Genomic DNA, 15,465 nt, shown 5'->3' on the forward strand with positions numbered 1-15,465 from the left:
CGCGCGGCTCAGTCAGTCGCCGAGACAGCCTCGTCGACCGAGGTGTGAATCGGGAACACCTTGGTCAGACCGGTGATACGGAAGATCTTCAGAATGCGCTCCTGGTTGCACACCAGGCGCAGCGAGCCCTCGTGGGCCCGCACTCGCTTCAGGCCGCCGACGAGCACGCCCAGGCCGGTGGAGTCGAGGAAGTCCACGCCTTCCATGTCCACGACCAGGTGGTAACTACCGTCGTTGACGAGCTCGACCAACTGCTCGCGCAGCTTGGGCGCGGTGTAAACATCAATCTCGCCACCGACCTCGACGACCGTACGGTCACCAACGGTTCGGGTCGACAGGGACAGGTCCACGAGTCCTCCAGCACCTTGCATCGAGCGGTCGCCCCCCAGGGGCCTCCCCACCGAAGGTAGGGGAGGGATCGGCAGCCGCGATGGCATTCAATCACTTACCAGCGGGCGAGCACGACGCCTTGCGGCGATTGTCCGTCACACCGGTGACACACTGAGTGCCGATGGCCCACGATCCCCGACCACACCCGGCGCACGACCGCCCTTCCCCAGCCACAGTCCTGCACCGGCTGGCGGCTGGAGCGGGCCGCGCCGCGCGCATCACTCATACGGAGCACTTGCCCCCGACCACCGCCAGACATGCCGATTGGCCTGATCAGATCCGGCCCGAGGTCCTGGCGGCGGTACGTGCCGCGGGCATCGCGCGCCCCTGGGAGCACCAGGCGTGCGCCATGGAGCACGCCCTGCGCGGCGAGTCCGTGGTGATCGCCACCGGCACCGCCTCCGGCAAGTCGCTCGCGTATCTCGCCCCGGTGCTCAGCGCCCTGGTCGAGGGCGCCGAGGCTCCGAACGGCCGGGGCGCCACCGCTTTGTACCTCGCGCCGACCAAGGCGCTCGCCGCCGACCAGCGCCGCGCGGTCTCGGCGCTGGCCGCCCCGCTCGGCACCGCCGTCCGCGCGGCGGTCTACGACGGCGACACGCCGTTCGAGGAGCGCGAGTGGGTCCGCCAGTACGCCACGTACGCGCTGACCAACCCGGACATGCTGCACCGCGGCATCCTCCCGGCCCACCAGCGCTGGGCCTCCTTCCTGCGCCAGCTGCGCTACGTCGTGGTCGACGAGTGCCACACCTACCGCGGCGTCTTCGGCTCGCACGTCGCCCAGGTGCTGCGGCGGCTGCGCCGGGTCTGCGCGCGCTACGGGGCCGATCCGGTCTTCCTGCTCGCGTCGGCCACGGCCGCGGACCCGGCCGAGGCGGCGGGCCGTCTCACCGGCGTCACGGTGCACGAGGTCACCGACGACGCCTCCCCGCACGGCGAACTCGTCTTCGCCCTGTGGGAGCCGCCGCTGACCGAGCTGAGCGGCGAACGCGGCGCGCCGGTCCGCCGCACCGCCACCGCCGAGACCGCCGACCTGCTGACCGACCTGGTCGCCCAGGGCAGCCGCACCGTCGCCTTCGTCCGCTCCCGGCGGGCCGCCGAGCTGATCGCGATACTCGCCCAGGACCGGCTGGCCGAGGTGGACCGCTCGCTGCCGGAGCGGGTCGCGGCCTATCGCGGCGGTTATCTGCCGGAGGAACGCAGGGCGCTGGAGCGGGACCTGCACAGCGGCCGCCTGCTCGGCCTGGCCTCCACCACCGCGCTGGAACTCGGCGTGGACGTATCCGGCCTCGACACCGTCCTGCTGGCCGGCTACCCAGGCACCCGGGCCTCGCTGTGGCAGCAGGCGGGCCGCGCCGGACGCGGCGGTCAGGGCGCGCTCGCGGTGCTGGTGGCCCGCGACGACCCGCTGGACACCTATCTCGTGCACCACCCGGACGCGCTGTTTCGTAGACCGGTCGAATCCACCGTCCTGGACCCGGACAACCCCTACGTCCTCGCGCCCCACCTGTGCGCCGCCGCCGCCGAACTGCCGCTCACCGACGACGACCTGACGCTCTTCGGCACCGAAGCCCCCGGTCTCGTACCGCAGTTGGTCAAGCGCGGACTGCTGCGCAGACGCAGCGGGGGCTGGTACTGGACGCGCCGGGAGCGTGCCGCCGATCTCACCGACATCCGCGGCGAGGGCGGCCGGCCGGTCCAGGTGGTCGAATCGGCGACCGGGCGGCTGCTGGGCACGGTGGACGCCTCCGCCGCCCACGCCTCCGTGCACGACGGCGCCGTCCACCTCCACCAGGGCCTCACCTACGTCGTCGAACGCCTCGACCTCGACGACGCCGTGGCCCTCGTCGAGCAGGCCGATCCGCCGTACTCCACGATGGCCCGCGAGACCACCGCGATCACCATCCTGGGCACCGACACCGAGGAGCCCTGGGGCGACGCGCGGCTGTGCTTCGGCTCGGTGGAGGTAACCCACCAGGTCGTCTCCTACCTGCGCCGCAAACTGATCACCGGCGAAGTGCTCGGCGAGACCAAGCTCGACCTGCCGCCGCGCACCCTGCGCACCCGCGCCGTGTGGTGGTCCGTCACCGACGACCAGCTCGACTCCGCGCGCGTCCACCCCGAGGAGCTGCCGGGCGCGCTGCACGCCGCCGAGCACGCCTCGATCGGCATGCTGCCGCTCTTCGCCACCTGCGACCGCTGGGACATCGGCGGCGTCTCCTTCCCCCTGCACCCCGACACCGGCCTGCCCACGGTCTTCGTCTACGACGGCCGCCCGGGCGGCGCGGGCTTCGCCGAACGCGGCTTCCGCACCGCGCGCGCCTGGCTGCTGGCCACCCGCGAGGCGATCGCGGCCTGCGAGTGCGACTTCGGCTGCCCGTCGTGCATCCAGTCGCCCAAGTGCGGCAACGGCAACGACCCGCTGGACAAGGCGGCCGCCGTCCGGCTGCTGGACTGCCTGCTGTCCGCGCGGCCCGAGCGGGAGGGCCCGGACGGCGGGGACGACGCGGGGGCCTCGGGGGACGCGAGAGGCTTCGGCGGCGGGGCCGAGGGCGGGCCTGCGACCGGGTGACCGTGAGGCGCGACGGACGGAGGTTCGATCGGCGGGTCCGCGTGCCGGGGACACCGACGGGTGCGCGGCCGTCCGCGCGCCCGGGGACGTCGAACGGGCCTTCACAGGCGTCGCGTTGGCCCCGGACGTCGCGACGGCCCACTGCGGTCCGGCGCGGGAGCGAACTCGGACAGGGCCGGTGAACGCCTCCGGTGCGCCTCGCGCCTCCGCCACGACATCGGCCACTTCGCCCCGCACGGCGCAGGTCACCAGCACCACACCCTGCGCCCGCGCCACGCGTTCGGCGTCACCGCACGCCGCCCGCTCACCGTCCAACGCGTGGTCCGCCGCCGCCAACGCCGCCAAGTCGGCCGCCCCGCCCGCCCGATGGCGTGCCGCGACCGTCTGGCCGAGGACGAGCAACGCCGCGAAGACGGCACAGAGCGCTCCGCTCACCACGACCGCCCAGACGGTCGCCGAACCCCGGTCGCCGGACATACCACGACGGCCTTCGCGCGTCGGGTCCCCGTTCACCGGACCGCCTCCTCCGCCAGGGCGACCGCGTCCGCGCCCACGGTCACCGACAGCAGTCCGGCGAGCCTGCCCGGGCCCAACGACCGCGCCGCCACCCGCACCCGCACCAGGTCCCCCTCGCGCCGCAGCACGACCTTCGCGCCGGGAGGCCCGGCCGACACGGCGGCGGCCATCGCGGCCTCCGGCGGTTCCGAACGCGCCGCCGCCCGCGCCCCGGCCCGCGCCGCGTCCACACAACGGATCTGCGCGGCGGCCGTCATCAGCCCCCACAGCAGCATCCCGGTGAACACCACCAGTACCGGCAGCACGACCGCCGCCTCGGCCGTCACGTATCCCGCGTCGCCGGGCCTGCCACGGCAGGCCTCAAAACGCCACATCGAGGGCCTTCTTGATCATCCCGCTGAGCGCCGAGGCGACCGCTGCACTGGTCACCACCTTGTAGAGCACCGCCGCGAAGGCACAGGCGGCCAACGTGCCCACCGCGTACTCCGCGGTCGACATCCCCGCCTGCGCGGCTTCCCCGCGCATCGCGTCCCACCGTCGCCGCATCCAACTGGTCATTTCTTCCTCCTGAGTTCACGTGTTCGTTCGCTGTTTTCGTTCGCTGTGTTCGCTGTGTTCGCTGTGTTCGCTGTGTTCGCTGCGTTCGCTGTCTGTGGTTCGTCGCGTGTGGTTTGTCGCGTGTGATTTGTCGCGTGTGGTTTGTCGCGTGTGATTTGTCGCGTGTGGTTTGTCGCGTGTGGTTTGTCGCGTGTGGTTTGTCGCGTGTGTTCGCTTCGGCTCGTCCGGCGGTCGCCGCGCTCGGTGAGCCGGGTCCCGTCCGGCGTCGCCGCACTTGAGCGAGCCACGTCCCGTGCGGGCGCGTGTCCGATCGCTCGTCTCACTTCATGTGCGCCATCCCCTCCGCCAGTCCGATCAGGACCGGCACGACGCCGACGACCAGGAAGGCGGGCAGGAAGCACAGGCCCAGTGGTGCGGTCGCCAGGACTCCGGCGCGCCGCGCCCTCGCTCCGGCCGCGCGGGTCCGCTCCGCGCGGTAGCCACTGGCCAGACGGGAGACCGTCGCGACCGGCGGTACCCCGGACACCGAGGCCCGCGCCATCCATCGCGCCAGATCCCCCGCCTGCGGCGCCGCCGCCAGGCGCTCCCAGCACTGCGCGGGATCGCCGCCGAGCCGCACCTCCGCCGCCACCCGCCGCAACGCCTCGCCCATCGGCCCGTCCACGCTGCGTCCCACGGCGTCCGCCGCCGCGGCGGGCGCGGCCCCGGCCGCCAGGCACGCGGCCAGCAGTTCCGCGGTGAGCGGGAGTTGGCGTGCCGCCGAGTCGTCCCCTGGTGGTGTGCGGGCGCGCGCCGTGCGTTGCCATCGCCGTGTGCCGTACGCCCCCGCGAGGCCCAGCAGGCAACCGGCCACCCCGCCCATCAGCACGGCCGCGGCGCACCCGACGCCGACCGGCGCGGCCCACTCGCGTCCCGTCGCCCGCGCGCGGTCGCTCAGTCCGGCCGTCCGGGGCCGACGGACACGGGCGATGCCCAGGAGCAGTTCGCGTCGCCGCCGCGCGAGCCGTCCACGGCGGGCGTCCGCCAGCCCGACCATCATCCACAGGAGTCCGGCTCCGCCCAGGAACGTCATCCCCAGGCTGTGGACAACTTCGCTCATGTCCCCTCCTCCGCCGCTCGCACGATCCGGGCGGTCCACACCAGCCCGGCGGTCTCCAGCGCTCCCCCGACCAGCAGGCACCCCAGCCCGGCCGCGGTCCGCAGCAGCACCCGAAAGGGATCCGCGCCCATCGCACATCCGAGCAGCAGCCCGAAGCCGGGAAGCAGCGCGAGCATCGCCGCAGTGGCCTTCGACCCGGCCAACTGCGCTCGCAGGTCCTCACGTTGGTCTCGCTCGGCCCGCAGGGCCGCCGCCACGCGGTCGAGTCCCTCGGCCAGTCCGCTGCCGCCGTCCACCGCGACTTCCCAGCACGCCGCCGCTCCTGCCAGGCCCTCCGCCCCCGGCACCCCGGCCGCCTGCCGCAGCGCCGCCGGAACGTCGCCACCGAACCGGGCCGCCGCCAGCAGCGGGGTCAGCGCACGGCGCGCACCGTCCGGGCCGCCGGGGCCCCGCAACCGCTCCACCGCCTCGGCCAGCACCGCCTCCGCGGGACGCCCGGCACGCAGTTCCCCCGCCACCGCACCGCACAGGCCGGCGACCGCGTCCCGCCAGCGCTCCTCCAGCAACCTTCGCTCTCTGGCTCGCAGTTGACGACCCAGGCCGACCGCCGCCGGCAGACCCACCAGCGCCGGAACCGGCGAGTGCGCGGGAACCGACAGCACCACTCCCACCGGCACGCACAGCGCCTCACGGCCGATGCGCGTGCCGAGCCGCTTCTCCGCCCAGCCACGACCGCGTTCCAGCACCGCCAGCGCCCGAGCCCCGCAGGCACGCCATCTCGCTCCGGCCTGCGGCACCTCGGCGGGCCCGCCGACCTGGGCGAACATCAGCCGTGCCCGGCGCACCGCCTCGTCCTGCCGGTGCAGCCACCAGACCGCCGGCGCGGCGCACAGCACCCCGCACCACACCGCGATCAACTCGACGCCCATCACCCGGCCCCCCGATCGCACAGCGCGGCGAACCGCTGCCATCCGCGCTCCCGCACGTAGCGGCCGTCCCGGCCCCGCACCACGGCCGGAACCGTGAAGACCAGTCCCGCGCCGTCCCGTTCCAGCACATGGACCTCCGCGAGCCTGCGGCAGCGCGAGCGGTCGCGGGCCAGGTGCACCACGACCGACAGCGCCGCACCGAGCTGGCTGTGCAACGCCATCCGCTCCAGCCCCGCCGTGGAACCGAGTGCCTCCAGCCGGGCCGGCACGTCGCTCGCGGCGTTGGCGTGCACCGTGCCGCACCCTCCCTCGTGGCCGGTGTTCAACGCCGTGAGCAGATCGAGGACTTCCGGCCCGCGCACCTCGCCGACCACCAGTCGGTCCGGCCGCATCCGCAGCGCCTGCCGCACGAGATCGCGCAAGGTCACCAGGCCGACGCCCTCCTGGTTGGCCGGGCGCGTCTCAAGACGCACCACGTGCGGGTGATCGGGCCGCAGCTCCGCCGAGTCCTCGGCCAGCACGATCCGCTCGCCCTGGCCGACCAGGCCGAGCAACGTCGACAGCATGGTGGTCTTGCCGCACCCGGTGCCGCCGCTGATCAGGAACGACAGCCTGGCGTCCACGACCGACCGCAGCAACCTGGCGGCCTCCGCGTCCATCGAACCCGCCGCCACCAGCTCCTCCAGGGTGAAGGCCCGCCCCCGAACCACCCGTAGCGACAGACACGGTGCCCCGACCGCCACCGGCGGCAGCACCGCGTGCAGCCTCGTCCCGTCCGGCAGCCTCGCGTCGACCCAGGGCCTCGCGTCGTCCAGCCTGCGCCCGGCGGCCGTCGCGAGCCGCTGCGCCAGCCGTCGCACCGCCGCCGCGTCGCGAAACCGCACCCCGGTCCGCTCCAGTCCGGCACCCCGGTCGACCCAGACCTCGTCCGGCCCGTTGACCAGCACGTCGGTGACTCCGGGCTCCGCGAGCAGCGGTTCCAGCAGTCCCGCACCGACCATCTCCGAGCGCAGCGCCCGCACCACGGCGAGTACCGCGGTGTCGCCCAGCAGCCGCCCCTGCGCCCGCAGGGCGGCGGCGACCCTGGCGGGAGTGGGCTCCTGGCCCGACTCCGCGAGCCTGAGCCGCACCGCGTCGAGCAACGCGCCCGCGTCCTCCGAGCCGAGCCCGCCCAGGGGCTCGGCGTTGCCCGTTTCCGTCGTGTTCACGCCACCACACCCCCTCGGCTGCGCAGCGCGTCGTCGAGGAAGGCGGCGCTGAAGCGTGCGAGCGGGCCGCGTCCGGCCGCCCCGGGCGGGGCCCCGGATTCCACCGCCTCCAACAGCCCCTTCTCCGGCGGCAGTTCTCCGGCCACCGGGAGCCGCAACAGCCGCGCGATCTCGGCGGTGTCCAGCCCCGAGGGGAACGGCCCACGCGTCACGACCCGCAGGTCCCGCAGCACCATGCCCACGCGCGACGCCACCCGGTCGGCCGCCGCCACCGCGCGCAACTCGGCCGGGACGACCAGCAACCCGACATCGATCTGCGACAACGCCTCGACGACGGCGTCGTCCAGCCGTCGCGGCAGGTCCACCACGACCACGCCACCGCGCCGCCGAGCCGCGCCCAGGACGGAACGCATCGCCTCGGCGCCGATCATCACCGAGTCGCCGCGGTCCCAGCTGAGGATGCTGAGGTCGTGCAACCTGGGCAGCGACTCCTCCAGGGCGCCGCCGCTGACCCGGCCCTGCGCCTCGGCGAGGTCCGGCCACCGCAGGCCCGAGACGCGTTCACCGCCGAGCAGGACGTCCAGGCCGCCGCCGAGCGGGTCTCCGTCCACCAGCATCGTGCGGCGGCCCGAGCGCGCCGCGGTCACCGCGAGGGCGCAGGCCAGCGTGCTGGCCCCGGCACCGCCCCGGCCGCCCACCACGCCGACCGTCAGCGCCGTCTCTCCGACGCCCTCCGCCGCGTCCGCGATGCGGTCGACCAGCCATCGTTCGGCGTCCGGCAGGAAGAGCACGTGGTCGGCGCCGATGTCCACCGCCCGGCGCCAGACGTCCTGGTCATCGAGGTCCCGCCCGATGAGCAGCACCCCCGGGCGGCGCTGGGCCCGGCGCAACGCCGTCGAGCAGTCGTCCCCCACAAGCACCAGCGGAGCCGCCTGCCACGTGCCCGGATACGGCGGCGGTCCGAAGGAGACCTCCGCTTCCGCGCCCGCGGCGGCACACAGCCGCAACAGGTCGTCGAGAAGTTCCTCGTCCTCGGTGACGATCAGCGGCGCGCCCGGCCGCCTCTCGGCCCCGCGCTCGGGCTCGCCGGTGTCGGGCGAGGCGGGCTCGCGCCGTGGCACACCTCGCCGGGTCGCTGGCGGACCGTGCGGGACGCTGTGCCCGTTCGGCTCATCGTCGCTGCCGCGCCCGGCCGAGGGCCCCGGAGGGGTCCGCCGCGTCTCCGGCCGATCGCGCTCCGCTCCGCCGCCTCCCCCGGCCGCGGGGGCTGCGCCTCCCCGAGCCGCCGCCACTACGCCTCGCAGGGCCACACCCCTTGCGCCTCGCGGGATCGCCGCCTCCGAGCCGTGGGGTGCCGCGGTCCCGGCGCCACGTGGTGCGACGGGCCCTGGAGGGTGGCCGCCCGCGGCCTGCGGAGCCGGCTCCCCGCCCGGCTCGTGGTGGCCGCGCTCGGCGTCCGGCGCAGCCGCCTCGCCGGAGGCGCCAACCGAGGAGGGCGCCACACCCGGGTGCCGAGTGCGTCCGGTCGGGTCGTGCGGGTAGTCCTGCCACCGGGCGGCCATCTTCCGCCCGATCGCGCGGGCTCCCAGCGGCCAGCCGGTGGCATTCGCGTCGCGCTCGGGAAGGACCGGAACCGCAACCGCCGCATCCCCCTCACCGGCCGGAAGGGCCGGCGCGGCGGGGACCGGGGCACCGCATGCACGGCCGTTCGCCGTCCCGGCCCCCGAGGCTCGCCATCGCTCATCCGGCCAGGTCCAGGTCCGTGTGTCGGCGGTGGGTCCGACAGGGTCCGGCCATGCGCGGGCGCCGGGTCGGCCCGAGGCGCCGGGGGCGGCGTCCCACTCGTCGGCAGCCCGACCGGGGGCCTCATGACCGGGCGGCTGATCGGGACCACGGCCGGACGGCGGGCCCGCTCGCCCTTCTCCGCTCCCACTCCCACACGGCTGTGCCCACTCGACTCCACCGCCGACGACCGCCTCCTTGCCGCCGCGCAGCACCTCGGCGCCCGGACCGGCACCGCCCCCTAGGAACGGCCCTGGCCCTGGCACCCCTCCGCCCTGATCAACGCCTCCCCCGGCCGAAGGGAAAGACCCCCTGCCGAGTGCCCCGCCGACATCGCCACCGCCACGTGCCCCGCCGACACCGGTCGCGCCGCGTGCCCCGCCGACACCGGCCCCGCCACCGCCGCCACCACAGCCCGGGCCCTGCTCGCAGTCGCCAACGGCTCCTCGGGCTCTCACCACCGACCCGAGCACGGAGGCCGGAACCGATCCCCCGCCGGCGCTCGGTCCGGCTCCGCCATCGGCCCATTCCACCCCGCCTCCACAACTCCCCCGCGCTTCCCGCCCCTCTCGTGCTTGCGTCTGATCCGGTCCACGCTTTCCGGCCACCACGCTCATTCCGAAGAGTCCGGACTTCACCGGCCATCCGCTTGCGGAAGGCGTGATTCCCCGTGCCGCCCGCTTCGCTTCTCGTCCCGCGCGCCCGTTCCAGCCGACGCGTTCCCGTTCCGCGGGCGAGTTGGATTCGGTCATGGCCCCTCACTTCTCTCGTTCGAGCCGCGTACCTCGCGGCTCTTCACAGTGAAGGGCGCCCGGGAATCGTGGGGATCTTGGTGGAAAACAGGGGATAACTCGGCCCTTGTGGAGAACTTCGCCACCCACACGGGTGAGTTCTCGGCGACCCGGCAACGATTACAGACCGTCACACGTCGTACCAGTCGTCGGACCGGGAGCGGAACGGAGAGGAGAGGTCGAAATGACCATGGAAGAGGAAGCGCGTCGGCCTACCGGACGCCCGCATTGGGGCTTCGACGTGCGACGACCTGGATCCGGACATGCGACGACCCCCGCCGGGGGGGAGAGCGGGGGTCGTCCCCACGGCCGACTCGGGGGGGGAGGAGCCGGACCGGGTTAGCACGGTCGCGAACGATCCGTGACTTCCATGGTGTACCCGAGAGCCTTCTCAGGCAAACCCACGCGCCTGAGCTTACGCCGAATGGTGGGTGCCTATGCTCGTCCTCGTGGAAAACCACTCCTTGCCGCGGACCGCCGCCTTCTTTGATCTCGACAAGACGGTCATCGCGAAGTCGAGCACGCTGGCCTTCAGCAAGTCCTTCTATCAAGGGGGACTGATCAACCGTCGGGCCGTCCTCCGCACCGCCTACGCCCAGTTCGTCTATCTGCTCGGTGGCGCGGACCACGATCAGATGGAGCGGATGCGCGAGTACCTTTCCGCGCTCTGCCGAGGGTGGAACGTACAACAGGTCCGCGAGATCGTCGCCGAAACGTTGCACGATCTCATCGATCCGCTCATCTACGACGAGGCCGCCTCCCTCATCGAGGAGCACCACGCCGCCGGTCGCGACGTCGTGATCGTCAGCACCTCGGGCGCCGAGGTCGTCGAGCCGATCGGTGCCATCCTCGGGGCCGACCACGTGGTCGCGACCCGGATGGTCGTGGAGGACGGGCGCTACACCGGCGAGGTCGAGTACTACGCCTACGGCGAGAACAAGGCGAAGGCGGTCGCCGAGCTGGCGGAGGCCGAGGGCTACGACCTCGCGCGGTCGTACGCGTACAGCGACTCGGCGACGGACGTGCCGATGCTGGAGTCGGTCGGTCATCCCTACGCGGTCAACCCCGATCGGGCGCTGCGCCGCGAGGCCGTGGCACGGGAGTGGCCGGTGCTGACGTTCAGCCGTCCGGTGCGACTGCGCCAGCGCGTGCCGTCGTTGCAGAGCCGCCCGGTCCTCGCCCTGACGGTCGCCATGGCGGGGGCCGCGTTCACCGCCGGCCTGCTCTGGTACGTCTCGCGCCGCCGCAGGCCCCTGCTCTCCTAGGCCTCCCGGGCGCCCGGAGTTCCGCCGAGCTTCGCGACCCGGGCCTCGCCGGCTCCCAGCGGCGCGCGTCCGGAACAGGCGCGGGCGGCCTCATCCCCCTTGCGCGAGGCCCGAATTGTTCCACTACTTCGGGGTAAGTAGCAATAGGGGCATTAGTTATTGATTGAGGGGAAAAGTAAAGAACGGCAGGCAGGGGTTCCGCTTCCAGAGGGAGCGGAGTAGAAAGGACTCAACGGCCCGCGAGACCACGGACATCCGAGAGGACCCCCGTCGATACAGGCCCCACGGACCGAGCACGTACATCGGGCACCCACGCGAAGCCAGCCCGCTGACCGGGTAGCCGACCAGGCGCCGGGCGAAGTCCCCGACCTGATGGGCATGTGAGTGCACGCATGGTCACTTGATGTACGTGCCAGCGGCGGTACCCGCGGGTACCGCCGCAACCCTGTCGAGGCTCCTCGGGCCCCGGGCGCTCCCCGGCTGCCGCAGGCGCATCGAGCCGCATCGCGCGAGCGGGCAGCCGATTCGGGGCGGCGAAGCGTTCACGCCGACCGTGCCCGTACGAGCCGCATGCCGCGAACCCGAGCCGTGGCCCGCTGCTCCGGGCCAGGACGCCGCTCCCCCGTCGGCAGCACGGCGCACCGCGCCGTGCCACCCATCCTGCGCCACGCCCGCCGCACAGCGAACGCGGAACGACGGAGCGGCACGCATCCGCGCCGCCCCGCTCCGCCCCTACGCCGCCCCTCGCTGCAACGCCTCGCACACCGCAGTGCTCTCCCGTACGCCGAGGCCGACGGCCTGCGCGCAGTGGGCGATCCAGAACGCCATGCCCTCCGGGGTGCCGGACGCGTAGGCCTCGACCGCCTTCTGGTACTCCGCCCGGCCCAGTTCGGCGTGGCCCACTTCCGCCGGGCAGATCGACTTCGGGTCCAGGCCGGAGCCGACGAGCACGATGCGCTGCGCTGCCCGGGCGACCAGGCCGTTGTGGGTGCCGAACGGCCGGAGCGCGAGCAGTTCGCCGTGCACCACGGCGGCCACCACGAGCGCCGGGGCCTCGCTGCCCGCGAGCAGCAGTTCGGCGAGGCCTTCCAGCCGGGCGCCCACCTCGGCGGCGTCCGGCAACGGCAGCGTGGCGAGCGACTCCTCGTCCACCGCCTCGCCGGCCTGTCGCGGACGCCCCACCGTCTCGTCCGGGGCGATGCCGCCCGCCGCCACCAGGTGCAGCCTGGCCAGCGTCTGGAGCGGCGACTGCCGCCACACGCTGAGGAGTTGGCCCGCCTCGGCGGTCAGCCGCAACGCGGCGCCGACCGTGCGCGACTCCGCGTCGCCACTGAAGTCGCTGCGGCGGCGCACCTCCTCCAGCGGCCAGTCCGCCCCGCTCAGGGCGCCCGAGCCGCGCGCCCCGCGCAGCGCCGCCTCCGAGGTGATCTCGTTGGAGCGCCGCCGCATCACCCGGTGCCCGTAGACCCGGTCGACCGCCTGCCGCACCGTGTCGACGGACTCCGGCACGCCGGGGAGCGAGCCCAGCACCGCGAGCGGATCGGCCGAGGGGCCGGGGGTCGCCCCCCGGGAGTACGAAGTCATGGTGTCGACCCTACGCACAGGTGACCCGGACCCCTCAATGGAGTGGTCTTCGTCACCGGAGTGCGCACCTCGCGGCTTCGGCGGCGCTACGCTCCTGAACATGAAGATCGCTTTCGTTGGCAAGGGCGGGAGCGGCAAGACCACGCTCTCCTCCCTGTTCATCCGGCACCTCGCCGCGGCGGGGCTGCCCGTCGTCGCCGTCGACGCCGACATCAACCAGCACCTCGGCCCGGCGCTCGGGCTCGACGAGGACGATGCCGCCGCGCTGCCCGCGATGGGTGCCCACCTGCCCGAGATCAAGGAGTACCTGCGCGGCGCCAACCCGCGCATCGCCTCCGCGGACACCATGATCAAGACCACCCCGCCGGGGCGCGGCTCACGCCTGCTGCGGGTGTCCGAGGACAACCCGGTCTACGCGGCCTGCGCCACGACCGTGCACCTCGACGGCGGCCCGGTGCGCCTGATGGTCACCGGTCCGTTCAACGAGTCCGACCTCGGTGTGGCCTGCTACCACTCCAAGGTGGGCGCGGTCGAGCTGTGCCTGAACCACCTGGTCGACGGGCGCGGCGAGTACGTGGTGGTCGACATGACGGCGGGCAGCGACTCGTTCGCGTCGGGCATGTTCACGCGGTTCGACATGACGTTCCTGGTCGCCGAGCCGACGCGCAAGGGGGTCGCGGTGTACCGCCAGTACAAGGAGTACGCGCGGGACTTCGACGTGGCGCTGCGGGTCGTCGGGAACAAGGTGCAGGGGCCGGACGACCTGGCGTTCCTGCGTGACGAGGTGGGCGAGGACCTGTTCGCGACGGTCGGGCACTCCGACTGGGTCCGGGCGATGGAGAAGGGGCGCCCGCCGCGCTTCGACCTGCTGGAGGAGCCGAACCGCGAGACCCTGCGACGACTCCAGGAGGCGGTCGACGCGAGCTACGAACATCGCGACTGGGCCCGCTACACCCGGCAGATGGTCCACTTCCACCTGAAGAACGCGGCGAGTTGGGGCAACGAGCGCACGGGCGCGGACCTCGCGGCGCAGGTCGACCCGGAGTTCGTCCTGACGGAGTCGGCGACCGCGGCGCCGGCCTGAGTCCGGCCCCGCTCCCCATCCCCCACGAGCCGTCCGCTCCGGACCTCCACAAGCCGTCCACCCCCACCCCCGCCCCGGACCGCCTCCGCTGGTGCGATCGCCCGAATCGGGTCTCCCGCGAGAGCCGACCCATCATCCGGAAAGGAGCACAGGTCTACACCAATCGTCTGAGAGCCCTTGTCAGCACGTCTTTGGCCTGGTGAGGTAGGGCCCGGGACAGATAGGGCGATCCTCGGATGCCCTGCGGCCGAACGAACACCCGAGCCGACAAGGGGAGATGGCGCGTGAGCAGCAACGAGAGCCTGGCCAACCTGCTGAAGGAGGAGCGGCGTTTCACTCCGCCGGAGACGTTGGCCGCGTCGGCGAACGTGACGGCACAGGCGTACGACCAGGCCGCTGCCGACCGGCTGGGGTTCTGGGCGGAGCAGGCGCGCCGGCTGTCGTGGGCGACCGAGCCGCAGCAGACGCTGGACTGGTCGAACGCGCCGTTCGCGAAGTGGTTCGCCGACGGTGAGCTGAACGTCGCGTACAACTGCGTGGACCGGCACGTGGAGGCGGGACTCGGCGACCGCGTGGCGCTGCACTTCGAGGGCGAGCCGGGCGACACCCGGACGGTGACCTACGCCGAGTTGAAGGACGAGGTCTCCAGGGCCGCCAACGCGCTCACCGAACTCGGGGTGCGCGCCGGGGACCGGGTCGCGGTGTACCTGCCGATGATCCCGGAAGCGGTCATCGCCATGCTGGCCTGCGCCCGCATCGGCGCGCCGCACTCGGTGGTGTTCGGCGGGTTCTCGGCGGACGCGGTGGCGTCCCGGATCCAGGACGCGGACGCGAAGGTCGTCATCACCGCGGACGGCGGCTGGCGGCGCGGCAAGCCGTCGGCGCTCAAGCCCGCCATCGACCAGGCGGTCGCTTCCTGCCCTCAGGTGGAGCACGTCCTGGTGGTGCGCCGCACCGGGCAGGACGTCGCCTGGGACGAGAGCCACGACGTGTGGTGGCACGAGGTCACCGGGCGGCAGTCGACCGAGCACGAGCCGCAGGCGTTCAGCGCCGAGCACCCGTTGTTCATCCTCTACACGTCCGGCACGACCGGGAAGCCCAAGGGCATCCTGCACACGTCCGGCGGGTACCTGACGCAGGCCGCGTTCACCCACCACGCGGTGTTCGACCTGAAGCCGGAGACGGACGTGTACTGGTGCACGGCCGACATCGGCTGGGTGACGGGGCACTCGTACATCGTCTACGGGCCGTTGGCCAACGGTGCCACGCAGGTGCTGTACGAGGGCACGCCGGACACCCCGCACCAGGGGCGGTTCTGGGAGATCGTGCAGAAGTACGGGGTGAGCATCCTGTACACCGCGCCGACCGCGATCCGTACGTTCATGAAGTGGGGCGACGACATCCCCGCGAAGTTCGACCTGTCCAGCCTGCGGGTGCTGGGCAGCGTCGGGGAGCCGATCAATCCCGAGGCGTGGATGTGGTACCGCAAGAACATCGGCGGGGACCGGTGCCCGATCGTGGACACCTGGTGGCAGACCGAGACCGGCGCGATGATGATCAGCCCGCTGCCCGGGGTGACGGCGACGAAGCCGGGTTCGGCGCAGACCCCGCTGCCCGGGATCGCGGCGACCGTCGTGGACGACGAGGGCCGTGAGGTGCCGAACGGTTCGGGCGGCTATCTGGTGCTCAC

12 protein-coding genes and 1 pseudogene are annotated in these 15,465 nt (G+C 73.3%); 4 read left to right on the forward strand and 9 right to left on the reverse strand.

Annotated features, from left to right (window positions below; genetic code table 11):
- Positions 1-8: 8 nt before the first annotated feature.
- Complete coding sequence (gene bldG / locus CK485_RS08945) at positions 9-350, reverse strand: anti-sigma factor antagonist BldG (protein ID WP_109448826.1); 342 nt, start codon at positions 348-350, stop codon at positions 9-11.
- Positions 351-511: 161 nt separating this feature from the next.
- Between bldG and CK485_RS08950 the strand changes: the two genes are divergently transcribed.
- The gene (locus CK485_RS08950) at positions 512-2,959 is read left to right on the forward strand and encodes a DEAD/DEAH box helicase (protein ID WP_109448828.1); all 2,448 of its coding nucleotides are present in this window, start codon (positions 512-514) and stop codon (positions 2,957-2,959) included.
- Positions 2,960-3,115: 156 nt separating this feature from the next.
- On the opposite strand, the pseudogene CK485_RS08955 reads toward CK485_RS08950, so the two are convergent.
- The 7 genes and pseudogenes from CK485_RS08955 to ssd form a co-directional block, all read right to left on the reverse strand.
- Positions 3,116-3,436, reverse strand: a pseudogene (locus CK485_RS08955) (Rv3654c family TadE-like protein); the annotation flags it as partial.
- A gap of 32 nt (positions 3,437-3,468) precedes the next feature.
- The gene (locus tag CK485_RS08960) at positions 3,469-3,849 is read right to left on the reverse strand and encodes a TadE family type IV pilus minor pilin (RefSeq protein ID WP_109448830.1); all 381 of its coding nucleotides are present in this window, start codon (positions 3,847-3,849) and stop codon (positions 3,469-3,471) included.
- Complete coding sequence (locus tag CK485_RS08965; protein WP_199239293.1) at positions 3,836-4,033, reverse strand: DUF4244 domain-containing protein; 198 nt, start codon at positions 4,031-4,033, stop codon at positions 3,836-3,838. Before CK485_RS08965 ends, CK485_RS08960 begins: the two co-directional genes overlap by 14 nt.
- Before the next feature lie 319 nt (positions 4,034-4,352).
- The gene (locus CK485_RS08970) at positions 4,353-5,132 is read right to left on the reverse strand and encodes a type II secretion system F family protein (RefSeq protein WP_109448832.1); all 780 of its coding nucleotides are present in this window, start codon (positions 5,130-5,132) and stop codon (positions 4,353-4,355) included.
- Entirely contained in the window at positions 5,129-6,061 is a 933-nt protein-coding gene (locus CK485_RS08975; protein WP_109452663.1) for a type II secretion system F family protein, read from the reverse strand. Before CK485_RS08975 ends, CK485_RS08970 begins: the two co-directional genes overlap by 4 nt.
- Entirely contained in the window at positions 6,061-7,236 is a 1,176-nt protein-coding gene (locus CK485_RS08980) for a TadA family conjugal transfer-associated ATPase (RefSeq protein WP_241968424.1), read from the reverse strand. Before CK485_RS08980 ends, CK485_RS08975 begins: the two co-directional genes overlap by 1 nt.
- Positions 7,237-7,265: 29 nt before the next feature.
- A complete protein-coding gene (gene ssd, locus CK485_RS08985; protein ID WP_241968239.1) occupies positions 7,266-8,390 on the reverse strand; it encodes a septum site-determining protein Ssd in 1,125 nt (374 codons plus the stop codon).
- Between the two features lie 1,889 nt (positions 8,391-10,279).
- Here ssd and CK485_RS08990 point away from each other — a divergent pair.
- Positions 10,280-11,107 (forward strand): HAD family hydrolase, encoded by an 828-nt coding sequence (locus CK485_RS08990; RefSeq protein WP_109448838.1) that lies wholly within the window; start codon positions 10,280-10,282, stop codon positions 11,105-11,107.
- A 732-nt stretch (positions 11,108-11,839) separates the two neighbouring features.
- Here CK485_RS08990 and CK485_RS08995 read toward each other — a convergent pair.
- Positions 11,840-12,691 (reverse strand): Fic family protein, encoded by an 852-nt coding sequence (locus tag CK485_RS08995; protein ID WP_109448840.1) that lies wholly within the window; start codon positions 12,689-12,691, stop codon positions 11,840-11,842.
- Positions 12,692-12,791: 100 nt separating this feature from the next.
- On the opposite strand from CK485_RS08995, the gene CK485_RS09000 reads away from it, so the two are divergent.
- Together CK485_RS09000 and CK485_RS09005 are read left to right on the forward strand one after the other, a co-directional pair.
- A complete protein-coding gene (locus CK485_RS09000; protein ID WP_109448842.1) occupies positions 12,792-13,775 on the forward strand; it encodes an ATP-binding protein in 984 nt (327 codons plus the stop codon).
- Positions 13,776-14,059: 284 nt separating this feature from the next.
- Positions 14,060-15,465, forward strand: a 1,406-nt coding sequence (locus tag CK485_RS09005) for an acetate--CoA ligase (protein ID WP_241968240.1), incomplete at its 3' end; no start/stop codon positions are given.

The organism is Streptomyces sp. ICBB 8177 (assembly GCF_003144095.1).
Taxonomy (GTDB): domain Bacteria; phylum Actinomycetota; class Actinomycetes; order Streptomycetales; family Streptomycetaceae; genus Streptantibioticus_D.